The organism is Brevibacterium sp. SIMBA_078, from assembly GCF_046534565.1.
Classification (GTDB): Bacteria; Actinomycetota; Actinomycetes; order Actinomycetales; family Brevibacteriaceae; genus Brevibacterium.
In genome coordinates, this window is sequence record NZ_JAWRYQ010000001.1 from 1,125,870 (window position 1) to 1,146,868 (window position 20,999).

Genomic DNA, 20,999 nt, shown 5'->3' on the forward strand with positions numbered 1-20,999 from the left:
CTTCGGCGCTGGCACCGTGGCCAATCGCGCCTGGTGAAGCGGAGACTCCGAGACGCAGGTCACCTTGGTGTCCCGAGGTGCACCGCGCCGAATCCGCGAGCGGAGGAGATGATGCAGTGACCGTCTGGCAGCAGGCATTCCCCGATGGGAAGAGTCCGCAACGGGTGCTGGTTCCGCCGTCGCCGTCTGCGATCTTCCTCGTCCTCACCGTCCGCCCCGGATTCGAGAGCAGAGCCAAGGACTTCCTGTCCGTGATCGCAGGGCTGACACGAACCGTCGGCTTCCGCTCCCGCGAAGCCGACCTCAGCTGTGTCACGGGTATCGGCGCCGACCTCTGGGACCGGATGTTCACCGCGCCCCGCCCCCGGGGTCTCCACCCGTTCATCGAACAGCGCGGAGACGTCCACACGGCGCCGTCCACCCCAGGTGACCTGCTGTTCCACATCCGCGCTCGCCGCATCGACATGTGCTTCGAACTCGCCCGACTCATCGGCGATGCTTTGCAGGGTGCCGTCGACGCCGTGTTGCGCCACCCGGATGACGTCGCCCAGGAATTCACCGAGGATTCCGTACCGAAATCCATTCTGGATTCCGCCGCGGCGGGACCCGATGTCGCTGCCGCCGCCGGGGCCGGGGCCGTTCCCGGCGATGGCGCCCCGGGCTATCCGGGCAGCACCTTTGTGATCGTTCAGAAGTACACACACGACATGTCCGCCTGGGACGCACTCAGCGTCGAGGAGCAGGAAGCGGCCTTCGGGCGGCACAAACTCTCCGACGTCGAATTCGCCGAGGAGGACAAGGCCCCGAACTCCCACCTCGTGCTCAATTCGATCGAGGACGAGGACGGCAACGACCGGGAGATCGTGCGCGACAACATGGTCTTCGGATCCGTCGGCTCAGAGGAGTACGGCGCCTATTTCATCGCCTATGCCGCCGATGTGACGACGACCGAACAGATGCTTACGAACATGTTCATCGGAGACCCGGTGTGCACCTACGACCGGATCCTCGACTTCTCGACCGCGGTGACCGGCGGGCTGTTCTTCGTCCCGTCCCAAGATTTCCTCGACGATCCCGATGGGGAACTCGCCGAGGCGGGACTCGGGATCGGTGGAGCCGCCTCGGTGAAGGTCGATGGACCGGACATCGACGACGGATCGGACGACGATCCGGTCGCTGATGTCCCGACAGACAGCGACGACCAGACAGACGCAGACCCCTCAGCACCCACGGACGGCAGCTTGGGAATCGGCAGCCTGAACATGAGACGACAGTGAACAATCTCTATCGCGAACTCGCCCCCATCACCGGCCCGGCCTGGGCGGAGATCGAGGAGGAGGCCAGGCGCACCTTCAAGCGCAATATCGCCGGTCGGCGCATCGTCGACGTCGAGGGGCCGAGCGGCTTCGAGACCTCCTCGGTGACCACGGGACATATCAAGGATGTGCAGTCGTATTCGTCGGGCCTGCACATTCGACAGCGCATCGTGCAGGAATTCGTCGAACTGCGCGCTCCCTTCACGATCACGCGTGAGGCCATCGACGATGTTGCGCGCGGCTCCGGCGATTCGGACTGGCAGCCGGTCAAGGACGCGGCGACGACGATCGCCCTGGCCGAGGACCGAGCTATCCTCCACGGACTCGACTCCGCAGGCATCGGCGGCATCGTCCCGAACTCGTCGAACGCGGCCGTGACCCTGCCCGATGCGGTCGAGGACTATGCGGACGCGGTGGCGCAGGCGCTGTCCGGCCTGCGCACGGCCGGTGTCGACGGGCCCTACAGCCTCCTGCTGTCCGAGGCCGAGTACACCAAGGTCTCCGAGTCGACCGACCACGGCTTCCCGATCCGCGACCACCTCTCACGCCAGCTCGGCGCCGGGGAGATCGTCTGGGCGCCGGCGCTCGAAGGTGCCCTGCTCGTGTCCACCCGCGGTGGTGACTACGAACTCCACCTCGGCCAGGACCTGTCGATCGGCTACAGCGGCCACGACAGTGAGACCGTCGACCTGTACCTGCAGGAGACCTTCGGCTTCCTCGCGCTCACCGACGAATCGAGCGTCCCCCTGCACCCCTGAGCCCGGCTCGGTGAACTGCTGCGCCTGCGGAGTCGCGGCGCAGCCCCCAGGTCGCGCTGCACAGCAGAGGGACGTAGTTGCCTAGGCATCGGGTTCTGTTCCCTGAATCATCGGGTTCTGTACGGTTGCACATCGAGTTCTGATCCAGTCATCGAGTTATATTGCGATCACTGGATCAGAAGTCGATGACTCCCCACGAGGTGGCCTAGCGGCGGGCAGCCTCGCTGAGGTTGCTCAGCACAAGCGTGCGCACCTGCCGGTCGATATAGGTCTCCAGGTCGAGCCCGATCCGCTGGAAGTACCAGTACTTGAGCGCCCACATATGGGCGATCGACATGAGGTCGTGCCCGAGCACCTGAGCATCGACATCACGCAGGTCGCCTGCTTCGACGGCGGCGGTGACGACGTCGACGAGGGGCTGGAGGGTCTCGAGCTCCTGGTCCTGGATCGACTTCAGTCCGTCTTTCGACAGTGCCCTGGAGACCTGATAGGTGAGCACGACCGCATGTCTCTGCTCACCGACGATGCGGCAGAACTCCGTGAACGCGGCGATGACCTTGTCCACGGGTTCGGCCGCCTCAGCGATGGCGGAAGGGACACGGAGACGGAACTCCTCGAGGACGCGGGTGATCGCGGCGAGCACGATCTGCTCCTTGTCCGAGAAGTACTTGTACAGCAGTCCGACACTGACCCCGCCGGACCTCGCGATCGCCTGCATGGACACCGAATGAGTGCCCTTCTCCTGCATCAGACGCACGGCGGCGTCGACGATCTGCCGCTCTCGGAATTCCGCGCGGGCACCGCGGACGATCGCGTTGAGGTCTTCGGATTCAGCTGACATGCTCGGCGGCGACTTCCTCTCTGAGCTTGAACTTCTGAATCTTACCGCTTGGCGTGCGAGGGAATTCGTCGAGGCACTGCAGGGCCTCGGGCCAGTACTGCTTGGCCACTCCCTTCGCGTCGAAGAACTCCTGCAGCTCGTCCATCGTCAGGCTGTGGCCCTCGTTGAGGGTCACGACTGCGCACGCGATCTCCTGCAGCCGGGGATGCGGCACCGCGACGACTGCGACCTGGGAGACCGCGGGATGTTCGTAGAGAACGTTCTCGATATAGGCTACCGGGATGTTCTCACCGCCGCGGATGATGATGTCCTTCGACCGCCCCGCGATCCGGATGAAGCCTTCGGCATCCATTTCGGCGAGGTCTCCGGTATCGAGCCAAACGCCCGCGAAGGCGTCTGCCGTCTGCTCCGGTTCATCGAGGTAGCCGACGAACAGGAACGGGCCCGTGACCTGGATTCTTCCTTCGATGCCCGCGGGCACGGGTTCCCCGAGGGGATCGACGATGCGAACCTTCATCGAGCCCAGCGCTCGTCCGTCGGTGCTCGTGACCTTCTCCTCCGAATCGCCCGGCGCCGTCATCGTCACCAGCCCGCATTCCGTCTGTCCCCAGCCGCCGAAGACGTTGAGCTCCGGAAGCAGCGTGCGCGCCTCGTTGACCATGACGCGCGGAATCGGGGCGCCCATGCAGCAGAAGTGCTTGAGGGAGGACAGATCGTGCTGCGTCGACTTCGCCACCTCGAGCAGATCGTGGAGGAACGGAGTGGCCCCCGATGTGTGCTGGATTCCGTGCTCGGCGACGAGACGGGCGAAATCCTCGCCGTTCCACACGTCCTGGAACACGCCCGAACCGCCGATGAGCAGAGGCAGACACACTCCGTACATGTAGCCGGTGAGATGGCCGAAGGTCGAGGCCATGTGGATGACCGAATCCTCGTCCAGGCCCAGGTGATCCGGCCACGGCAGCGAGGCCGCGAGCACGTTGTTGTGCGTGTGCATCACGCCCTTGGGGTTGCCCGTCGTCCCCGAGGTGAAGAGGATCAGTCCGACATCATTGGGGTCCGGACGCCGGTCGTCCCAAGCGATGGATTCGGTCGCCGAGGCGGCCGACCGTGAACCGTCTGAGCTTGAGTCGCGTTCCCCTCGAGCCAGGAAATCCGTCCACTTCTCGAAGCCGTCCCGACCGTCGAAGGTCGCCTCGCCGGGGGTGTCGAGGACGATCGTGTGCTGCAGCTCCGGCAGGTTCGGACGCAGTCGGTCGACCATATCGGGATAGTCGAACTTTCGGAAGCGATTGGGCACGAAGAGCACCGAGACCGACGCCTTCTTCGCCATATACCCGATCTCGCGGTCCCGATAGATCGGGATGAGGCCGTTGGTCACGGCGCCGGCCTTGATCGCGCCGAGGTGGATGACCAGCCATTCATACCAGTTCGGCAGCTGCACACCCACCACGTCGCCGGGTTCGACCCCGAGGTCGACGAGCGCCTGGGCACAGGTGTCGACGTCCGAGCTGAGCTGGGCATAGGTGTGGGCACCGTAGGGATCGCGGGTGACGACCGCGTCCGGTCGTTGTGCACTCCAGTGCTCGAGGTGGTCGAGCAGGGTCTGGTTCTTCCAGTCCCCGGATGAGGTGAATTCCTCGATGAGGGAGTCGGTCAGGATGGTCTCGAATCGGGTGGGCATAGCAGGGCTCCTTTGCTCTGGTGTCGTGCCTGTGACTCGGGTGGTGCTGGTAGTCGTGCTGACAACTGCCGCCGACGGGAGACGGCCGTGATGCTCAGGCCATCGTCAGTCCGCCGGAGACGGAGAGTGTCTGGCCAGTGACATAGGCGGAATCGGGACGGGCGAAGAAGGCCACGGCATTCGCGAGGTCCTCGGGCTGGGCGAGCCGACGCATCGGAATCGCCTTCTCCAGTGCGGTGCGCAGCTTCGGATTGTCCGCGGAGATCTCAGCGAACAGCGGCGTGTCGGCCGGTCCGGGACACACGCAGTTCGCGGAGATCCCGTGACGGGCGACCTCGCGGGCGAAGGTCTTCGTGAACGAGATGATTCCGCCCTTGGCCGCCGAGTACACGGCCTCCCCGCTCGACCCGACCCGGCCGGCGTCCGAGCCGATGCTGATGACGGATCCCGATCCGGCTGCGATCATGTGTTCGGCCGCCGACTGCGTGCAGTTGAGCGTGCCGAGGAGGTTGATCGCGATGACCCGCTGCCAGGTCGCTGGCGTCGACTCCATGAATGGTTCGACCTTGTCCCAGCCGGCGTTGTTGACGAGGACGTCGATGCGTCCGAAGCGCTCGACCACCTCGGCGATCATGGCGTCCACGGCCGCACGGTCGGTGACGTCGGCGGCGAGCCCGATCGAATCATGCCCCAGCGCCGAGGCGGTGTCCGCGGCCGTCTGTGCGTCGAGGTCGGCAACGACGACGGTGGCGCCGTCGGCGGCGAGGCGGGTCGCGATTCCCTTGCCGATTCCGGAGGCGGCACCGGTGACGATGATGATGCGATCGGTCAGGGGTGCGGTCTGAGTGGGTGTTGACATGGTTTGTCCTTCCAGTCGTGTGTCTGATGCTGCGGTTGGATAGTGAGCCGGGTGAGAGATGTATCGGTGGGGAAGCTGTGGGTGGGCCCGGCCCGTGTTCTGCCCGGTCAGGGGGCGAATTTTCGCCCGGCGGAGCTGCGGGCGATGATGAGTTTCATGATCTGGGCGGTGCCGTCGCCGATCTGCATGCCGAGCACGTCGCGCAGTCGCTTCTCGACGTCCCGGTCCTGTTTGTAGCCGTTCTGCCCGTGCAGAAGCAGGCACTGATGGACCGCGTGGTAGGCCTCGAGCGGGGCCCACCACTTGCACATGGCGGCCTGCGTGGTGTGCGGGAGGCCCTCGTCGCCGAGGCGCAGGGTGTCCAGGCACAGCAGTCGGGCCGCCGCCATCTTCGTCTCCGCCTCGGCCAGGGGGAATGAGACCCCTTGGAACTTCGACAGCGGCTGATCGAAGGCCTCACGTCCCTTGACGTAGTCCCAGGCGTCCTCGATCGCGCGCGTCGCAGTTCCCGTGCACTGCAGTCCGATGAGCGCACGTGAGAAGTCGAATCCCTGCATGACCTGGGTGAATGCTCCACCGACCTCGCCGAGGAGGTGGTCGGCGGGCACGCGGACATCGGTGAAGTCCACGCTGCCGCGGGCGACCGCCGCCTGACCCATGTCGATGATGGGGTTCCGGGTCACCCCGGGAGCGTCGAGGTCGACGAGGAACGCCGAGATGCCCTTTCCGCGTCCGGCCTCGGGGTCGGTGCGGGCGAAGATCACCGTCGCCGTCGAGGTCATCGCCAGCGACATCGACTTCGTGCCGTTGACGATCCAGTCATCGCCGTCCCGTCGGGCCGTGGTCGAGGGGTTTCCGGCGTCCGAACCGGCCTCTGGTTCGGAGAGTCCGATGGCCACCGTTTCGTCACCGGTTGTGATGAGGCGGCAGTAGTGGGCGGCCACCTCGGCGCTGGCATTGCGGGCGATGACCTGTCCGATGAGGGATCCGACGACCTGGATATAGGCGACGGTGAGGTCTCCGCGGGCGATGGCCTCGGTGACGAGTCCCGCGGTGACCTTGGTCAGCCCGGCCCCGCCGAGGTGGGTCGGCAGTTCCGGGGCGATGAGACCGGCGCGGCCCATCTCCCGGGTGATATCGGCACCGATGCGGCCGGCGGCTTCGCGTTCGCGGGCCTCGCTGATGAGCCGCTCCTCGAATCCGGCCGCCGCATCGAGCAGGGTCTGGGTATCGGGGGTGAGAGTCGTGTCCACGGGAATCCTCTGTGCTGTCAGGGTCTGTGCGGGTGGGAGCTGTGCCGGCGGGGCGCCGGTGGTCAGTACGCGCCGTCGAACCGGCTGAAGTCCGGGTCGCGCTTCTCCGCGAAGGCGGCCGCGCCTTCGTGTGATTCCGGCGAGTGGGCGTAGAGGTCGAGGGCGCTCATGGCGAGGTTCGTGAAGCCGGTCTGCATCTCGGAATCGGCGTTGAACGACTGCTTGAGGAAGCGCAGCGCCGTCGGAGCCTTGAGACCGAGGGCCCGGGCGCGCTCCTTGGCGCGAGGCATGAGCTCCTCGGCCTCGACGACCTCGTTGGCCAAGCCCCAGGATTCGGCCTTCTGTGCGTCGATGAGTTCGCAGAAGTACCACATCTCACGGGCGCGCTTCTCGCCGATGACGCGGGCGAGGAAGGCCGAGCCGTAGCCGGCGTCGAAGGATCCGACCTTGGGGCCCGCCTGGCCGAAGCGCGCGTGTGAAGCCGCGATCGTGATGTCGCAGAGGGTGGAGAGCACGTTTCCGCCGCCGATGGCGACGCCGTTGACCGCGGAGATCACGGGTTTGGGCACCGAGCGGATGACCTTATGGAGTTCGGAGATGCGGAACATGCCGTAGCGGCTGGGGCCGTAGTCGCCGGTCTGCGCCTTCTGCTTGACATCGCCGCCGGCGCAGAAGGACTTCTGACCGGAACCGGTGAGGATGATCGAGCGGACACGGTTGTCGCCCCAAGCCAGGGTGAAGGCTTCGATGAGTTCGTCGACGGTCTGCGAGCGGAACGAATTGAAGGAATCGGGCCGGTTGATCGTGATGACCGCGAAGGTTTCCTCGACCTCGTAGAGGATGTCGTCGAATTCCGTGGCTGCGGTGTGCTGAGTCGGGCTGGTGGATGTGGGCATCGTTGCCTCCTCGAACGAAAAATGAATCTATGTTCACATATAGTGAACCTGAGTTCATGAACGAGGTCAAGAGCCGCGGTACCGGAAGATTCTTGTGAGTTCGCCGAGTTTCGTCCGTCGGCATCGGAGCGATGGTGTACTGGTGGAAGAATGTTGCCGGAAAGGGTGCCGACAGAATGCACTGCTCGGGTGCCGGCCGATCCGAACCCCGGCAATGGGTCGGGGGTGGCTGACGATGACGACGAGAGACGGACGACGATGACCGCTGCAGAACCTGGGCCGAACGGCTCGACGTCACCGAGGGGCAGGCAGACAGCTGCCGGTGCGGAGATCGGGGCGCTCATCGGTGCCGGCTTCGGGCTGCTGTTTCTCATCATCAACACCGGCCAGTTCTCGACCCTCGGGCGCACGCTTGTCATCGCGGTCGGCGTCATCGTCTTCGCCGGCATCGCGGTCCTCGCGGTTCGCGGACTGCGGCGGAACCGTGGTGGAGGCGGCCGCCTCGGCGAATCGGGGACACGTGGTCGCCGGGAACCGCCGTTCGGTCGCGCCTACTGGATCATCGTGCTCATCGAGGCGGTCCTCCTGTTCGCCGGAGCCCGACTGCTGGCGAGCCTCGGCCATCCGGAGCTTGGAGTGGCATGGGTGGCCGTGGTCGTCGGCACCCATTTCTATGCGCTCGGCCGCGTGTTCGGGCTCGACCGCTTCCACGTGCTCGCCACCGTCGTGACCCTCTGCGGCATCGGCGGGTTCATCGCCTTCTTCGCCGCGGCTCCGGCGTTCATCCCGGTCATCAGCGGCGTCATCTCGGGATTCGTGCTGCTCGCCTTCGCCGTGTGGGCCCTGGTCCCGACCGAGCGGTAGAGCCTGGCACGCATCGAGTTTCGTTAGGTTCGTCATCGGGTTCTGATCCAGTCATCGAGTCTTCTCCCGATGACTGGATCAAAAGTCGATGAAGCTGCACGAGGTGGCTGGGCCCGTGACCACACTGCGTTCCAGCCATCAGGACGCGAACTGATGGCTGGAACGCCGTGTGGTCGTCGGCAGGTGGCGGGGCCAGGCCCTACCGGCAGGTGGTGGTGCGGGATCAGTCCTCGGCAGGAGCGTCGGGCGCCCCGGTGCCGTCCTTCTTCAGCGGCTGCACGCGCGGGGGCGGGAATTCCGGCGCGGCAGCCGCGGGGCGGGCCTCCAGCCCGGCGAACACCTCGGCGATGGCGCGGTCGAGCTGCGGATCATCGGCGGCGAAGAGCTGACCGGGATCGTGCTCGACCTCGATATCGGGGTCGACTCCGTAGTTCTCCACACTCCAGCCCTTGCCCTCGATCCAGAAGGCGTAGCGCGGCTGCGTCACTCCGGTGCCATCGACGAGATCGTAGCGACCGTCGATGCCGACGACTCCGCCCCAGGTGCGCACGCCGATCACCGGGCCGATGCCCTTGGCCTGCACGCGCGCGTTGATGATGTCGCCGTCGGAGCCGGAGAACTCATTGGCCACGAACACCACAGGCCCGCGCGGAGCATCCTCGGGGTCCCGGTCCATCTGGTCATAGCTGCGAGCCGCACCCCAGGCAACCACCTGGTCGGCGAAGCGTTCGGCCACGAGCGCGCTTGTGTGCCCGCCGCGGTTGAAACGCACATCGGCGATGACACCCTCGCAGCCCATGGCCTGTCGCAGATCCCGGTGCAGCTGCGCCCAACCGTAGGCGGTCATGTCCGGGACATGGACGTAGCCGATGCGGCCGGATGACTTCTCGGCCACATACTCCCGGCGGGAGCGCACCCAATCCTGATAGCGCAGCTTCTCCTCACTGGCCAGCGGAATGACCGCGACCGTGCGGTCCTTGCGACCGCGGCGCAGAATGAGCTCGACGATCGTGTCTGCTGCTCCCTGCAGATGAGCGGCGGGACCGGCCGCCTCGTCGACGGCCTGACCATTCACGGCGACGATGACATCGCCGGGCTGGGCCCCGACGCCGGCCTGCCGCAGCGGCGACCTGGCATCCGGTTCACTGCTCTCACCGGGAAGGATGCGCTCAATCGTCCATCCATCCGCCATCTTGGCCAGATCCGCACCGAGGAATCCGAGCTTCTTCGACCCATCGCCGAGTCCCGACGGCGTGACATAAGCATGCGAGGTGTTGAGTTCGCCCACGGTCTCCCACAGCACGTCGACGAGGTCGTCGTGAGTCAGGGCCTTCGCGGCCACGGCGCGCCAGCGCAGCGTCACCGACTCCCAGTTCACCCCGTTCATGTCCTCGCGCCAATAGTGGTCGCGCATGATCCGGGAGTTCTCTTCGAACATCTGCAGCCATTCGGCCCGGCGGTCGAGTTCGAACCGCAGACGCGAGAGATCGACGGAGATGTTGTCGTCATCGTCTGCCTCGACCTTCCGGTTCGCCGGGACCACACTGATGGCATCATCGCTGCGCACGACGAGCAGCTTGCCGTCTCCGGAGATCTCGTACTCGTCGGCCTTGTCGACGACGGTGGTGACCTTCCGCTTGGCGAAGTCGAAGTACTGGACCACCTCGGCGGGTTTGTCACCGGCATCTCCGGCCCGTCCGGTGCCGAGCTCACCGGCTTCGACGTCGCCGGTGCGCAGCCAGACGAGACCACCGTCGGCGGATTCGAGATCCCGGAAGACCCCCGAGGCGACCGGGAACGGCACGATGCGCTCCTCGGCTCCCTCGAGTTCGACCTCGACGGTGGCGGCCGGTTTGTCCCCGCGCCCACGTTCGGACTTCGCCTCCTCGGTGACCTCGCTGATCGCCCATCCGCCGGCGCTCGGCCCGAACGGTGCGGCCTCATCGGCGGCCAAGGGCAGCAGCCACGGTCGGGTGACTCCGTTGAACGACAGATCGAAGGAATGCTGGTTGTACGAGGGATCGAAGGTGCGATCGGAGAGGAACGCGACGAACTTGCCATCACGGGTGAACGTCGGCGAGAAGTCATTGAACTTGCCGGTCGTCAGCGGCTGGGCCTCGCGATCCGACTTCACCTCGGCGATCATCAGCTGCGCGAGCAGCTCCTCACCCTGCGTCGGCTGGGACCACACGAGGTACTTCCCATCGGGTGAGAACTGCGGATCGCGCGCCTCTCCGTGGCCCGAATGTCCGATCAGACGCGTCCGTCCGTTGCCCACCTCGACGGTCCGGATCGACCCGTCGTGGGAGATCGTGGCGAGCATCTTCCCCGCCGGATCCGCCTTCAGGTGCAGGACCCTTCCCAGGGCTCCGGCCCCGATTCGCCGAGGCGGCTTGTCCCCGGTCACGGAGGCGACCTCGATCGCGTCCTCCCCTTCGACATCGGTGATGTACGCGGCCAACCCGGTGTCCCCGAGGATGAGGGGTTCGCGGGTGCGGATCGACGAATCTGCGCACAGCGCTCGGGCCGGGCCTTCGCGGTGGGCGAGCCAGAAGGTCTTGCCCCGCCATTCCACCACCGAGGCATTGCCTTCTCTGTCGGGGCTGATGTGGTTGAGACCGGTCTTCGGGTCGAGGCTCAGCGGCTGCACCTGAGTGCCCGGCAGGTTCACTGCTAGAGTGCGGATCTCGGCGTCGAGGCTGTCGAGGATCTTGATCTCCCCACGGGAGTGCCAGACGATGCGGGTGCCGTCGGTCGTGGCGTCACGGACATAGCCCTCGGCCTCGGTCTGATGAGTGAGCTGCCGTGGTACGACCGAGTCATCACCTGAACTCGCCGAGGTGGCCAGTCCGTCGATGATCCACAGGTTCGCCTGCTCATCGGCGTGGTGAGGGAAAGTCGCGGCGCGGTCCGAGGTGAACACGAGCGAATCGCCGACCCACAGCGGGTCGGTCAGAGAGGCCTCGTCCTCGCGCAGCAGCCGCTGCCAGCGGGCCTCGGACCCATCACCGATGCCGGCAGCGTTCGTGCTGCCGATCCGATCGAGCCACAGCCTCGGCGCGGTGCCTCCTCGGTAGCGCTTCCAGTGCGCGGGCGGACGGGAGTACGGCGTCGACAGGGCGGTCACTCCCGTGTGGTGCCGGGCCAGTCCCGAAGCACGACCGAACGACAGCCGTTCGACCTCACCGTCGAGGCTCACGGACTTCACGACATGGTTGCGGACCTCGAACTCCCCGGCATTCGCACCGACGAGGACATGAGCGGCATCGGCCCACCCGAGCATCGTCATCGCGCTCGACCCCAACCAGGTGAGCCGACGCAGGGACCCGGTGGCCACCTCGGCGACCATGAGCTCGGCCTGGCCGGTGCGGAAGGACACGAACGCGACGTGCGCTGCGTCGGGGGAGATCCTCGGTGACCGGACCGGCGCATGATCGGAGGTCAGCCGCCAGGCGCGGCCGCCGGCGGAGGGAACGAGCCAGACATCGTCGTCGGCGGTGAAGGTGATGAGATCGGACTGGATATGGGGATAGCGAAGATAAGTCACGTGACCCACATTACAAGCTCGGCTGAGCGGCGACCGCGGGCCGGAACCGATGCCCAGGCAACTTGCACCCGGCAATAGAATGGGCACATGCCATCTCTGACTTCTGTGCTCACGGACCGTTTCGCCGCCGCCCTCACCCAGGCCTTCGGTGAGGACTTCGCCGGACGTGATCCCGTCATCCGCAGCAGCCAGTTCGCAGACTTCCAGGCCAATGTGGCCCTGCCGCTGGCCAAGGAGCTGAAGTCGAAGCCGCGCGACATCGCCGGACAGATCGTCGAGAACCTCGACCTCGAGGGCGTGTGCGAGACCCCGGAGATCTCCGGACCCGGGTTCATCAACCTCACCTTCACCCCGGAATTCCTCGCCTCCACGCTCGAGGCTGGGGGTGCCGCAGCGGCACCGGCGAACGATGCCCCGCAGACGGTCGCCATCGACTATTCGGCCCCGAACGTGGCCAAGGAGATGCATGTCGGGCACCTGCGCACCACCGTCGTCGGCGACGCCCTGGCCCGCACTCACGAATTCCTCGGCAACACGGTCATCCGCCAGAATCACATCGGCGACTGGGGCACCCCCTTCGGCATGCTCATCGAGCACCTCCTCGACGTCGGCGTCGACTCCGGCGAGGCCTCCGAAGTGTCCGAGAACCCGAACGCCTTCTACCAGGCGGCCCGGGCGAAGTTCGACTCCGATGACGCCTTCGCCACCCGCTCCCGGTCCCGGGTCGTCAAACTCCAGGGCGGCGACGAAGAGACTCTTGGCCTGTGGACGACGCTCGTCGGCTACTCCCGCGAGTACTTCAACCGCATCTACTCCCTCCTCGACGTCACCCTCACCGACGCCGACCTCGCCGGAGAGTCCACCTACAACGACATGCTCGCCGAGGTCTGCGACGAGCTCGAGGCGAAGGGCCTGGCCACGATCTCCGATGGAGCGCTGTGCGTGTTCCCCGATGGCTTCACCGGCCGTGAGGGCGAACCGCTGCCGCTCATCATCCGCAAATCCGACGGCGGCTACGGCTATGCCACGACCGACCTCGCGGCCGTCCGCAACCGGGCGCTCAACCTCGGTGTGAACCGGGCGCTCTACGTCGTCGGCACCCCGCAGGCGATGCACTTCGAGATGGTCTTCACCGTCGCCCGCGCGGCCGGCTGGCTGCCGGAGACCTTCAGCCCCGAGCACGTGAAGATCGGCAATGTGCTCGGGTCCGACGGCAAGATCCTGCGCACCCGCTCAGGTGCCCCGCTGCGCCTGGCCGAACTCCTCGAAGAAGCCGTGACCCGGGCGAAGATGACCCTGGCAGAGTCGAGCGTGGACTTCGGCCCCGAGGAGGCCGATGAGGTTGCGCGCATCGTCGGCATCGGTGCGGTCAAGTACGCCGACCTCTCCGTCGCCCACGACACCTCGTACACCTTCGACCTCGACCGGATGCTCGCCCCCATCGGCAACACCGCCCCGTACCTCCAGTACGCCGGTGCCCGCATCCGCTCGATCGGTCGCAAGGCCGAAGCCGAAGGCGTCGACGCCACCCAGGTCGCGAACGCTGCGATCAGCCTCGGTGAGACGGCTGAGCGTGAGCTGGCGCTGTCGATCCTCGGCTTCGCCGATGTGGTCACCGAGGTGGCCGCCGGGTCGACGCCGCATCGCCTGTGCACCTACCTGTTCGATCTCGCCCAGGCATTCACCTCGTTCTACGAGCAGTGCCCGGTGCTCATCGCCGAGACCGAAGAGCTGCGGGACTCCCGTCTGCGGCTCTCGGCGATCGTGCTCGAGGTCCTCCAGGCCGGTCTCGGGGTGCTCGGCATCCGCGTTCCCGAGCGGATGTGAGTTCGCCTCACCGGCCCTCCGCGAAGAGGATGCTGCCCTGGATCGTTCTGGGCATCGTCATCCTCGCCCTCAATCTGCGCACCCCGATCATCGCGCCGACGGCGATCCTGCCCGACATCCAGGAGGGCACGGGGTTCAGTGCGGCCGGACTCGGTCTGCTGACCGGTCTGCCGGTTCTGCTGTTTGCGCTGGCCACGCCGTTGGCGGGGAAGTTCATCACCCGCCTCGGGGCCGAAGCGACGGTTCTCGCCTGTCTGTCCGGTGTCCTGCTGGGCACAGTTCTGCGGTCGGTCGGCCCTCCCTGGCTCGTGCTCGTGGGCACAGGAATCATCGGCTTGGCGATCACCCTGGGCAATATCGTCGTGCCCGTGCTCATCCGCCGGGAGGTTCCGTGGGAACAGGTGTCGATGGTCACCGGCCTGTACTCGGCGATGATGAACGTCGGGTCGATGGCTACCCTCATCGGCACCGGCCCGCTGGCCGCGGCCTTCGGTTGGCGCTGGGCTCTGGTCGCATGGGGCGTCCTCGCCCTCGCAGGGCTCGGTTTCTGGATGGTGCTCATCCGCGTGCGCGTGCGCCGCGAAGGGGAGGCCGCGCGCGCTGCCGCGGAGGCCGTCGATTCGAGTGACCCATCCCTCGCCGAGGCGGCCGCCCCCGCAGCGAAGCAGTCGTGGGCCGAGGCTCCCGCCTCCTTCCGAGTGATCATCGCGCTGCTCATCATCACGTTCTCCGGGCAGTCGACCGCCTACTACGTGACGACGACCTGGCTGCCGAGCTACCTCGGAGACACGATCGGGCTCGCCCGCACCGCCGCGGGAGGCACGGCGTCCCTGTTCCAGATCGCGGCGATCCTCGGCGCCTTCGGAGTGCCGCTGCTGGCTGTGAAGACGAAGCCGTGGGTGCCCGTGGCGATCGTTGCCGCGCTATGGCTGTCCCTGCCCGTGGGTCTGCTGGCGGCCCCCGGCGCGTACTGGCTGTGGGCGACCACCGGCGGCATCGCCCAAGGCGGCGGGTTCACGGCGATCTTCTCGATTATCGCCCGCACCGCCGGCAGTGACGCCCAGACCGCGTCAGCTTCGGCGCGCGTGCAGTTCGGCGGCTACCTCGCAGCGACCTTGGCCCCGCCATTCGCCGGTTGGCTCAACACCGCGACCGGCGGGTGGACGGCTCCGCTGCTGCTCATCCTTGCCGCCACCCTCGCATTCACGATCACCGGTCTCGTGGCCGCCCGCCGAGCCGGAGGCTTCCCCCGCGGCGGTCGCGAGGTCCTCGACCCCGAATAGGCTCCCCCTCCCTAATTGCTACCTGACGGCGGCCCAGCAACCTGGCGCGAGGTTGCTGGGCCGCCGTCAGGTAGCAAGAAGGAGTCGAAACGCACAGAAACACCGAGGCGGCCCACCATAACGGTGGGCCGCCTCGGTGACGGTCATGCGAATCCGTGGATTCGCTTGGTGACTGAACAGCGTGACTGATCAGTCGTCAGTGACTCAGTGCTTGGCGTCGGAGCCTTCAGCCGACTGCGAAGCCGGCTTCGGTGCGGGGACCTCGTTCGCGGCCTCAGCCTTGGTCGAGGGCACAGCGGTCTGCGAGACCTCGGTGGCAGCGGCCTGGCGCGAAGCCGGGGTGGACCCGACCGGACGGGCATCGGCGGGACGGTTGTTCGGCAGCGGGGTCGACCAGGGATCCTCGACCGGCTGTGCCTTCTTCCACACGTAGTAGCCGATTCCGGCGGCCGAACCGATGACGAGGGTCCACACGAGTGCGGCCTTTCCGCCACCGGACTTGCGAGCGGTGTCCTTCTCGATGCGCTTGCCTGCGTTGGCGAGAGCCTTGCGGGCCTTCTTCATGGCCTTCTTGTCACCGGTGAGGCGGACAGCCAGGTCATCGATGAGCTTCGGGGTCTCGGCAGCCGACAGCGAAGTCGCGGCGTTCGATGCGAACTTGCCGGCGCGTTCGGTGGCTTCGGGGCGGTAGGACTCGAGCTTGTCGGCCCAGTCGTGGACCCGATCATTGGCCTTGTCGGCCAGAGCTTCGACCTGCGGACGAGCCTTCTCAGCGAACTCTTCGGCCTTGCCGGCCAGCGCCTCAACCTGGGGGCGAGCCTTGTCTGCGGCCTCACGCAGCTTCGGGGCTGCGTTCTCGCTGGCATCTGCCAGGACTCGGAGCGACGTCTGCTTCGCGGAATCGAGCTTCGAAGTGAGCTGATCTCGAGTGGGCTTCTTCGACATAAACAGTTCCCAATCCTTAGATGTCGGTGGTCAGTTGATCACTGACCAGTCTACGGCCTAGGGGCAACCCTGTGGACAGCGGATGTCATCGAATTGTCTGCGGATCGCCTGACAGGTTGGGCAATGGACTTGGTGCGAAACTGCATTCGCCGCCTCGGCGTGGAAGAATGAAGCCATGACTACAGCTTCGACACATACCGCAGTCCTGCACACCAACCACGGTGACATCACCATCAACCTCTTCGGCAATCATGCTCCGAAGACCGTGGCCAACTTCGTCGAACTCGCCCAGGGCGAGCGTGAGTTCACCGATCCCTCGACCGGCGAACCGACCAAGCGCCCCTTCTTCGACGGACTCGGCTTCCACCGCATCATCTCGAACTTCATGATCCAGGGCGGCTGCCCGCTGGGCACCGGCACCGGCGGACCCGGCTACACCTTCGACGACGAGATCCACCCCGAACTGCAGTTCGACCGCAAGTACCTGCTGGCCATGGCCAACGCCGGCAAGCAGATGGGACGCGGCACCAACGGTTCGCAGTTCTTCATCACCACCGCCGAGACCCCTTGGCTCAACGGCAAGCACACCATCTTCGGTGAGGTTGCCGACGAAGCCTCGCAGCGGGTCGTCGACGAGATCGAGGGTGTGCGCACCGCTGCGATGGACAAGCCGGTCGAGCCGGTCGTCATCGAGAAGGTCGACGTCACCGCGAAGTGAGTCACTGTCCGTAGAGGACCACTGAGTACCATGGTGTGATGGACACACCTGAGGAGGGCTCGGCACGGGAAACCGGCCGGGCCCTCTCTGCATCCCCGCCGCTGATCACCCGCATACTCCTCATCGTCACCATCGTGGCGTTCCTCGCGGAGCTCATTCCCGGCCTCGACCTGCTGCGCCGACTGAGCTTCGTGCCTGCACTCACGCTCGAACAGCCGTGGCGGGTGCTCACTGTCGCCCTCGTTCACGAGGAGCCCTCGCCGTTCCACCTGCTGGCGAACATGATCGGACTGTTCTTCTTCGGATCCTTCGTCGAGAGGGCGTTGGGGCATTGGAAGTTCCTGGCCGTCTACATCATCGGCACCGCGGGTGGTTCGGCCATGGTGCTCCTGCTGGCCGATCCCCTCAGCGTCGATTGGGTGACGCATCATATCGGTGCTTCGGGTGCAGTGTTCGCGATCGTCGGTGTCCTCTTGGCCCCGACCCGTCGGCTCGACCGGAACATCGCCGGGGTGCTCGTATTCGTCGCGCTCAACTTCGGCTATGGGTTCCTCGTCGCGGGCGTGTCTTGGGAGTCCCACCTCGGCGGTCTGCTCACCGGATTCGTGCTCGGCTGCGCGGGGCTGCTCGGACCGCAGCGCACACGGACGCTCGTGTTCACGTCGACCTCGGTCGGTCTGGTGGTGCTCCTGGCAGCCGGCGGAGCGTGGAAGCTGGCCGGCCTCTGAAACCCGGCCGGCGCTCCTGAACTCGGATTCCGAACTCGGCCGAGGCCCTGGACTCAGTCCCAGAGTGCGGCGATTTCGACGGCAGCGCAGAGTCGCATAGGTGCTGTCAGGCTTTTACCAGACAAAATCCGTTTTGTGTGCACTCTGCAGTGGAAAATTCTTTGTCCACAAGCTCTATCCACAACGTGGATAACTTACACCCGTGTGTTTAGCCTGGTCAGAGGTCCGAAATAAGTTTTCCACAAGCGACGCACCCGGCTTGGGTATAACTCGGCGCTTGTGGATTGTTGATTCCGGGGTGCCGCTGTCGGAGCAGGTAGGGGACCCGTGAATGCAGATTGTCTGGTCGATCCGCGGTGATTCCAAACTCGGAATCACCGCGGATCGACCAGACAATCGTCAGGGATTGCGGCCGGGGTCGGCTACCGCCAGCGTGTGGACATGATCAGACCCGCCACGAAGAAGGCGAAGCCGATGAGGATGTTCCAGTTGCCCCAGGCTTCGACGGGGAAAGCACCCTGGGTGATGTAGAAGGTGACGAGCCAGATCAGGCCGATGAGCAGCAGGCCGATGAGGACCGGCAGGAACCAGCTCGGGTTGGGCTTGATGGTCTGCTGGCCCGAGGTCGAGGTGTAGCTCGCCGTCTTGCGGCCCTGCGGGCGCTTGGCGGGATTGCCCGAACGGGACGTGCGCTTGGCGGCCGCACCCTTCGAGCCGGCTGTCTTGGAGGCGGATGATTTGGAATCAGAGGCCTTCGAAGCCGAGGTCTTCGAGTCCGTAGTCTTCGACGACTTCGCATCCTTGGCTGACTTCTCGTCCTTCGACGCCTTGTCCTTCTTCCCTGCGGCCGCGGCCGCTGAGTCCTTCGCGGAAGCCTCGTCGGAGTCCTCTGCGTCTGCGTCCTCATCCGCGGACTCGCCCTTCAGGTCCTCCGCAGCAGACTCCGTCGCATCCGACTCGGTGTCAGCAGCCTCGGCGACTTCGGTGTCGAGCGATTCGGTCTCGAGTTCGTCGACCTCGGTCGCTTCGACCGCTTCTGCGGATTCGGCCTGCTTCGCCTTGGCCGCCGACGAAGTGCGAGAAGTGCGCTGGGGGCGTCCTTTGGACTTGGCCACAAGTACTCCTTTGTCGGTCGACCGTCGTTGGGGTCGCCGAATGAATGGTTGGGGACGATCGCAGACCAGTCTACTCGGGGCGAGGGTCACAGTGAAAAACTCCGACTACCCTGAAAGCGCCCCGAGCGCGCCCCGAACGATGATTCTCATAGGATAAAGTGCGTAGGGGTGTCCCCGCCTGTCATCTTCGACGGCCCCCGACAATGCAGTGACAGTCACGGAGCAGAAGTGGTGAATAGTTCCTCCTCGGGTAACGAGCCGGGCGTGAATCCGCCCTCGCGACCCACTATCCGTCCTGCTCAGAGACGGCAGGCTCCAGCTGACTACGGTGACCAGCAGCTCGGTCACTCCGCCGGTCAGTCTGCGGGCGGTTCGGGCGATCAGCCGCTGCCCAGCCGACGCGAGCTGCGGCGCAGGGAAGCCGAAGCCGCCGCGGCCCAGGGCGAACCGACCGCCGTCTACTCCGACGCCCCGCCCGTCTGCGAACAGCCGCAGCAGCACTCACAAGGCCAACAGCACGGCCAGGCGACCCAGGCCATGCCCGCGGTCCCGCAGGGTCACGGTGGACCGCAGACGCACGGCCACCTCGGCGAGGATCCACGCCAACCTCAGGCCGCACCGCAACCTCAGGCCGCACCGCAACAGCAGGGCCGGTCTCAGACCCGCCGTCAGCGGCGACGTCAGCCCGTGGAGAAGGAACCGCTGGGCCCGATCCGCGGGACCGTGCGCACCTTCGGCGAACTGTGCATCACGGCCGGTCTCGTCCTCATCCTCTTCGTCGTCTGGCAGCTGTGGTGGACGGACATCCAGGCCAACCGCGACAACGAAGTGCTCGCCGACGAACTCACCCAGGACTGGGCGAACCAGGACCCGAACGAGCTGCCGGACGACCCGGACGAACCCGTGGTCGCCGATCCCGTGGGCAAGAACGAGGCCTTCGGCATCTTCTACATCCCGCGCTTCGGCGACGACTACTACCGCACCGTCGCCGAGGGTGTCGACCTCGAACCCGTGCTCAACCGGATGGGTGTGGGCCGCTACCCGAACTCGGCGATGCCGGGTGAGGTGGGGAACTTCTCCATCGCCGGCCACCGCGTGACCTACGGCAAGCCGCTCAACCAGATCGCGAACCTGCGCCCGGGCGATGAGATCATCGTCCAGACGAAGGACGGCTTCTACACCTACACCTTCCGCAACTTCGACATCATCCTCCCCGATGCCGTCGAAGTGCTCTCACCCGTGCCGGACGCTCCCGACTTCAAGGGCAAGGACCGGATCCTGACGATGACGGCCTGCAACCCGATGTTCTCCGCCCGGGAACGCTACGTCGCCTACGCCGAACTCACGGACTGGACGCCGGCCAGCGACGGAGCGCCGGACAATATCAAGGACTCGAAGGCCTACGACAAGGTCAGCAAGAACGGCGGTGCCTGATATGTACGCATTCATCTGGCGGATCCTCCCGGGCAACTGGGTGGTCAAGCTCATCCTCGCCCTCATCCTCATCGCGGCCGTCGTGTTGCTGCTCATGCAGTACGTCTTCCCCGTGATCGCCCCGTACATGCCCTTCAACAACGCCACCGTGACCGAAGGCGGACAATGACAAAGATCCTCGTCATCGACAACTACGACAGCTTCGTCTACACGCTCGTGTCCTATCTGCGTGAGCTCGGCGCGGACGTCGACGTCGTCCGCAACGACGACATCCCCGCCTCCGCGATCGCGGAGACCGTGAGCGCCTACGACGGCGTGCTCCTGTCCCCGGGGCCCGGCGTGCCTGCAGAATCCGGGGTCTGCCCGCCACTGCTGTCCTGGGCGGAGACGGCCGGCATGCCCGTGTTCGGCGTCTGTCTCGGCCATCAGGCCCTCGGCGAGGTGTTCGGCGCCGAGGTCACCCACTCTCCCGTGCTCATGCACGGCAAGACCTCGGTCATCACCCACGACGGCGAAGGCATCTTCTTCGGCTGCCCGAGCCCGCTGACCGTCACCCGCTACCATTCGCTGGCGATCGTCGACGAGACCCTCGACCTCGAGAAGTTCGCCGTCACCGCCCGCACCGACGACGGCATCGTCATGGCCATCGAACACCGGGAGAAGCCCTTGTTCGGCGTCCAATTCCACCCCGAATCCGTGCTCACGGAATGCGGATACCTCATGCTCGGCAATTGGCTCGAGGTGTGCGGTCTCGAAGGTGCCGCCCAGGCTGCGGCAGGCATGTCGCCGCTGGCGACCGCGATCGCCTGAGAATTCCCGCCGATCCCTGTTCTCAGGGTTCTCGCCGAGGCGGCCCATCGTTATGATCGTGAGCACAGTGGTCCCTGTGCTCAGATGATCCGAACCCGCGCCGGGATCCGTGCACGAGCTC

18 protein-coding genes are annotated in these 20,999 nt (G+C 65.9%); 10 read left to right on the forward strand and 8 right to left on the reverse strand.

Annotation, left to right across the window (positions count from 1 at the left end; genetic code table 11):
* The first annotated feature begins 116 nt into the window (after positions 1-116).
* Entirely contained in the window at positions 117-1,277 is a 1,161-nt protein-coding gene (locus tag SB749_RS05015) for a Dyp-type peroxidase (RefSeq protein WP_410709342.1), read from the forward strand.
* Positions 1,274-2,074, forward strand: a complete 801-nt coding sequence (locus SB749_RS05020; RefSeq protein ID WP_410709343.1) for a family 1 encapsulin nanocompartment shell protein — start codon at positions 1,274-1,276, stop codon at positions 2,072-2,074. The genes SB749_RS05015 and SB749_RS05020 overlap by 4 nt, the downstream gene beginning before the upstream one ends.
* Before the next feature lie 205 nt (positions 2,075-2,279).
* On the opposite strand, the gene SB749_RS05025 is transcribed toward SB749_RS05020, so the two are convergent.
* From SB749_RS05025 to SB749_RS05045, 5 genes are all read right to left on the reverse strand, one after another.
* A complete protein-coding gene (locus SB749_RS05025; protein ID WP_139467631.1) occupies positions 2,280-2,915 on the reverse strand; it encodes a TetR/AcrR family transcriptional regulator in 636 nt (211 codons plus the stop codon).
* Positions 2,905-4,599, reverse strand: a complete 1,695-nt coding sequence (locus tag SB749_RS05030) for an AMP-binding protein (RefSeq protein ID WP_410709344.1) — start codon at positions 4,597-4,599, stop codon at positions 2,905-2,907. The genes SB749_RS05025 and SB749_RS05030 overlap by 11 nt, the downstream gene beginning before the upstream one ends.
* A 94-nt stretch (positions 4,600-4,693) precedes the next feature.
* Positions 4,694-5,458 carry an SDR family NAD(P)-dependent oxidoreductase gene (locus SB749_RS05035; protein ID WP_410709345.1) on the reverse strand — a complete coding sequence of 255 codons (765 nt, stop codon included), beginning with the start codon at positions 5,456-5,458 and terminating at the stop codon, positions 4,694-4,696.
* Between the two features lie 107 nt (positions 5,459-5,565).
* A complete protein-coding gene (locus SB749_RS05040) occupies positions 5,566-6,711 on the reverse strand; it encodes an acyl-CoA dehydrogenase family protein (protein ID WP_410709346.1) in 1,146 nt (381 codons plus the stop codon).
* A gap of 62 nt (positions 6,712-6,773) precedes the next feature.
* A complete protein-coding gene (locus SB749_RS05045) occupies positions 6,774-7,607 on the reverse strand; it encodes an enoyl-CoA hydratase-related protein (RefSeq protein ID WP_410709347.1) in 834 nt (277 codons plus the stop codon).
* Positions 7,608-7,796: 189 nt separating this feature from the next.
* On the opposite strand from SB749_RS05045, the gene SB749_RS05050 reads away from it, so the two are divergent.
* Complete coding sequence (locus SB749_RS05050) at positions 7,797-8,471, forward strand: hypothetical protein (protein ID WP_410709348.1); 675 nt, start codon at positions 7,797-7,799, stop codon at positions 8,469-8,471.
* 223 nt (positions 8,472-8,694) lie between these two features.
* Here SB749_RS05050 and SB749_RS05055 read toward each other — a convergent pair whose 3' ends face one another.
* A complete protein-coding gene (locus SB749_RS05055; protein ID WP_410709349.1) occupies positions 8,695-12,018 on the reverse strand; it encodes a S41 family peptidase in 3,324 nt (1,107 codons plus the stop codon).
* A gap of 87 nt (positions 12,019-12,105) precedes the next feature.
* Here SB749_RS05055 and argS point away from each other — a divergent pair, with 87 nt between their 5' ends.
* Together argS and SB749_RS05065 are read left to right on the forward strand one after the other, a co-directional pair.
* Positions 12,106-13,845: an arginine--tRNA ligase gene (gene argS, locus SB749_RS05060; protein ID WP_410709350.1), complete on the forward strand. Its 1,740-nt coding sequence runs from the start codon at positions 12,106-12,108 to the stop codon at positions 13,843-13,845.
* On the forward strand, positions 13,842-15,128 hold the full coding sequence (locus tag SB749_RS05065) for a CynX/NimT family MFS transporter (protein ID WP_410709351.1): 1,287 nt from the start codon (positions 13,842-13,844) through the stop codon (positions 15,126-15,128). The genes argS and SB749_RS05065 overlap by 4 nt, the downstream gene beginning before the upstream one ends.
* 204 nt (positions 15,129-15,332) lie before the next feature.
* Here SB749_RS05065 and SB749_RS05070 read toward each other — a convergent pair whose 3' ends face one another.
* The gene (locus SB749_RS05070; RefSeq protein ID WP_370035136.1) at positions 15,333-16,073 is read right to left on the reverse strand and encodes a hypothetical protein; all 741 of its coding nucleotides are present in this window, start codon (positions 16,071-16,073) and stop codon (positions 15,333-15,335) included.
* Positions 16,074-16,248: 175 nt separating this feature from the next.
* On the opposite strand from SB749_RS05070, the gene SB749_RS05075 reads away from it, so the two are divergent.
* The gene (locus tag SB749_RS05075; protein ID WP_139467639.1) at positions 16,249-16,791 is read left to right on the forward strand and encodes a peptidylprolyl isomerase; all 543 of its coding nucleotides are present in this window, start codon (positions 16,249-16,251) and stop codon (positions 16,789-16,791) included.
* A 38-nt stretch (positions 16,792-16,829) separates the two neighbouring features.
* The gene (locus tag SB749_RS05080) at positions 16,830-17,519 is read left to right on the forward strand and encodes a rhomboid family intramembrane serine protease (RefSeq protein WP_370035137.1); all 690 of its coding nucleotides are present in this window, start codon (positions 16,830-16,832) and stop codon (positions 17,517-17,519) included.
* 422 nt (positions 17,520-17,941) lie between these two features.
* Here the strand turns inward: SB749_RS05080 and SB749_RS05085 are convergent, their stop codons facing one another.
* A complete protein-coding gene (locus SB749_RS05085; RefSeq protein WP_410709352.1) occupies positions 17,942-18,634 on the reverse strand; it encodes a cell division protein CrgA in 693 nt (230 codons plus the stop codon).
* 264 nt (positions 18,635-18,898) lie between these two features.
* On the opposite strand from SB749_RS05085, the gene SB749_RS05090 reads away from it, so the two are divergent.
* From SB749_RS05090 to SB749_RS05100, 3 genes are read left to right on the forward strand one after another with little or no spacing between them, the layout of a single operon-like run.
* Positions 18,899-20,068 (forward strand): class E sortase, encoded by a 1,170-nt coding sequence (locus SB749_RS05090; RefSeq protein ID WP_410709353.1) that lies wholly within the window; start codon positions 18,899-18,901, stop codon positions 20,066-20,068.
* 1 nt (position 20,069) lies between these two features.
* Positions 20,070-20,237: a hypothetical protein gene (locus tag SB749_RS05095; protein WP_167443994.1), complete on the forward strand. Its 168-nt coding sequence runs from the start codon at positions 20,070-20,072 to the stop codon at positions 20,235-20,237.
* Complete coding sequence (locus SB749_RS05100; protein WP_262775787.1) at positions 20,234-20,878, forward strand: anthranilate synthase component II; 645 nt, start codon at positions 20,234-20,236, stop codon at positions 20,876-20,878. The genes SB749_RS05095 and SB749_RS05100 overlap by 4 nt, the downstream gene beginning before the upstream one ends.
* Positions 20,879-20,999 lie beyond the last annotated feature (121 nt).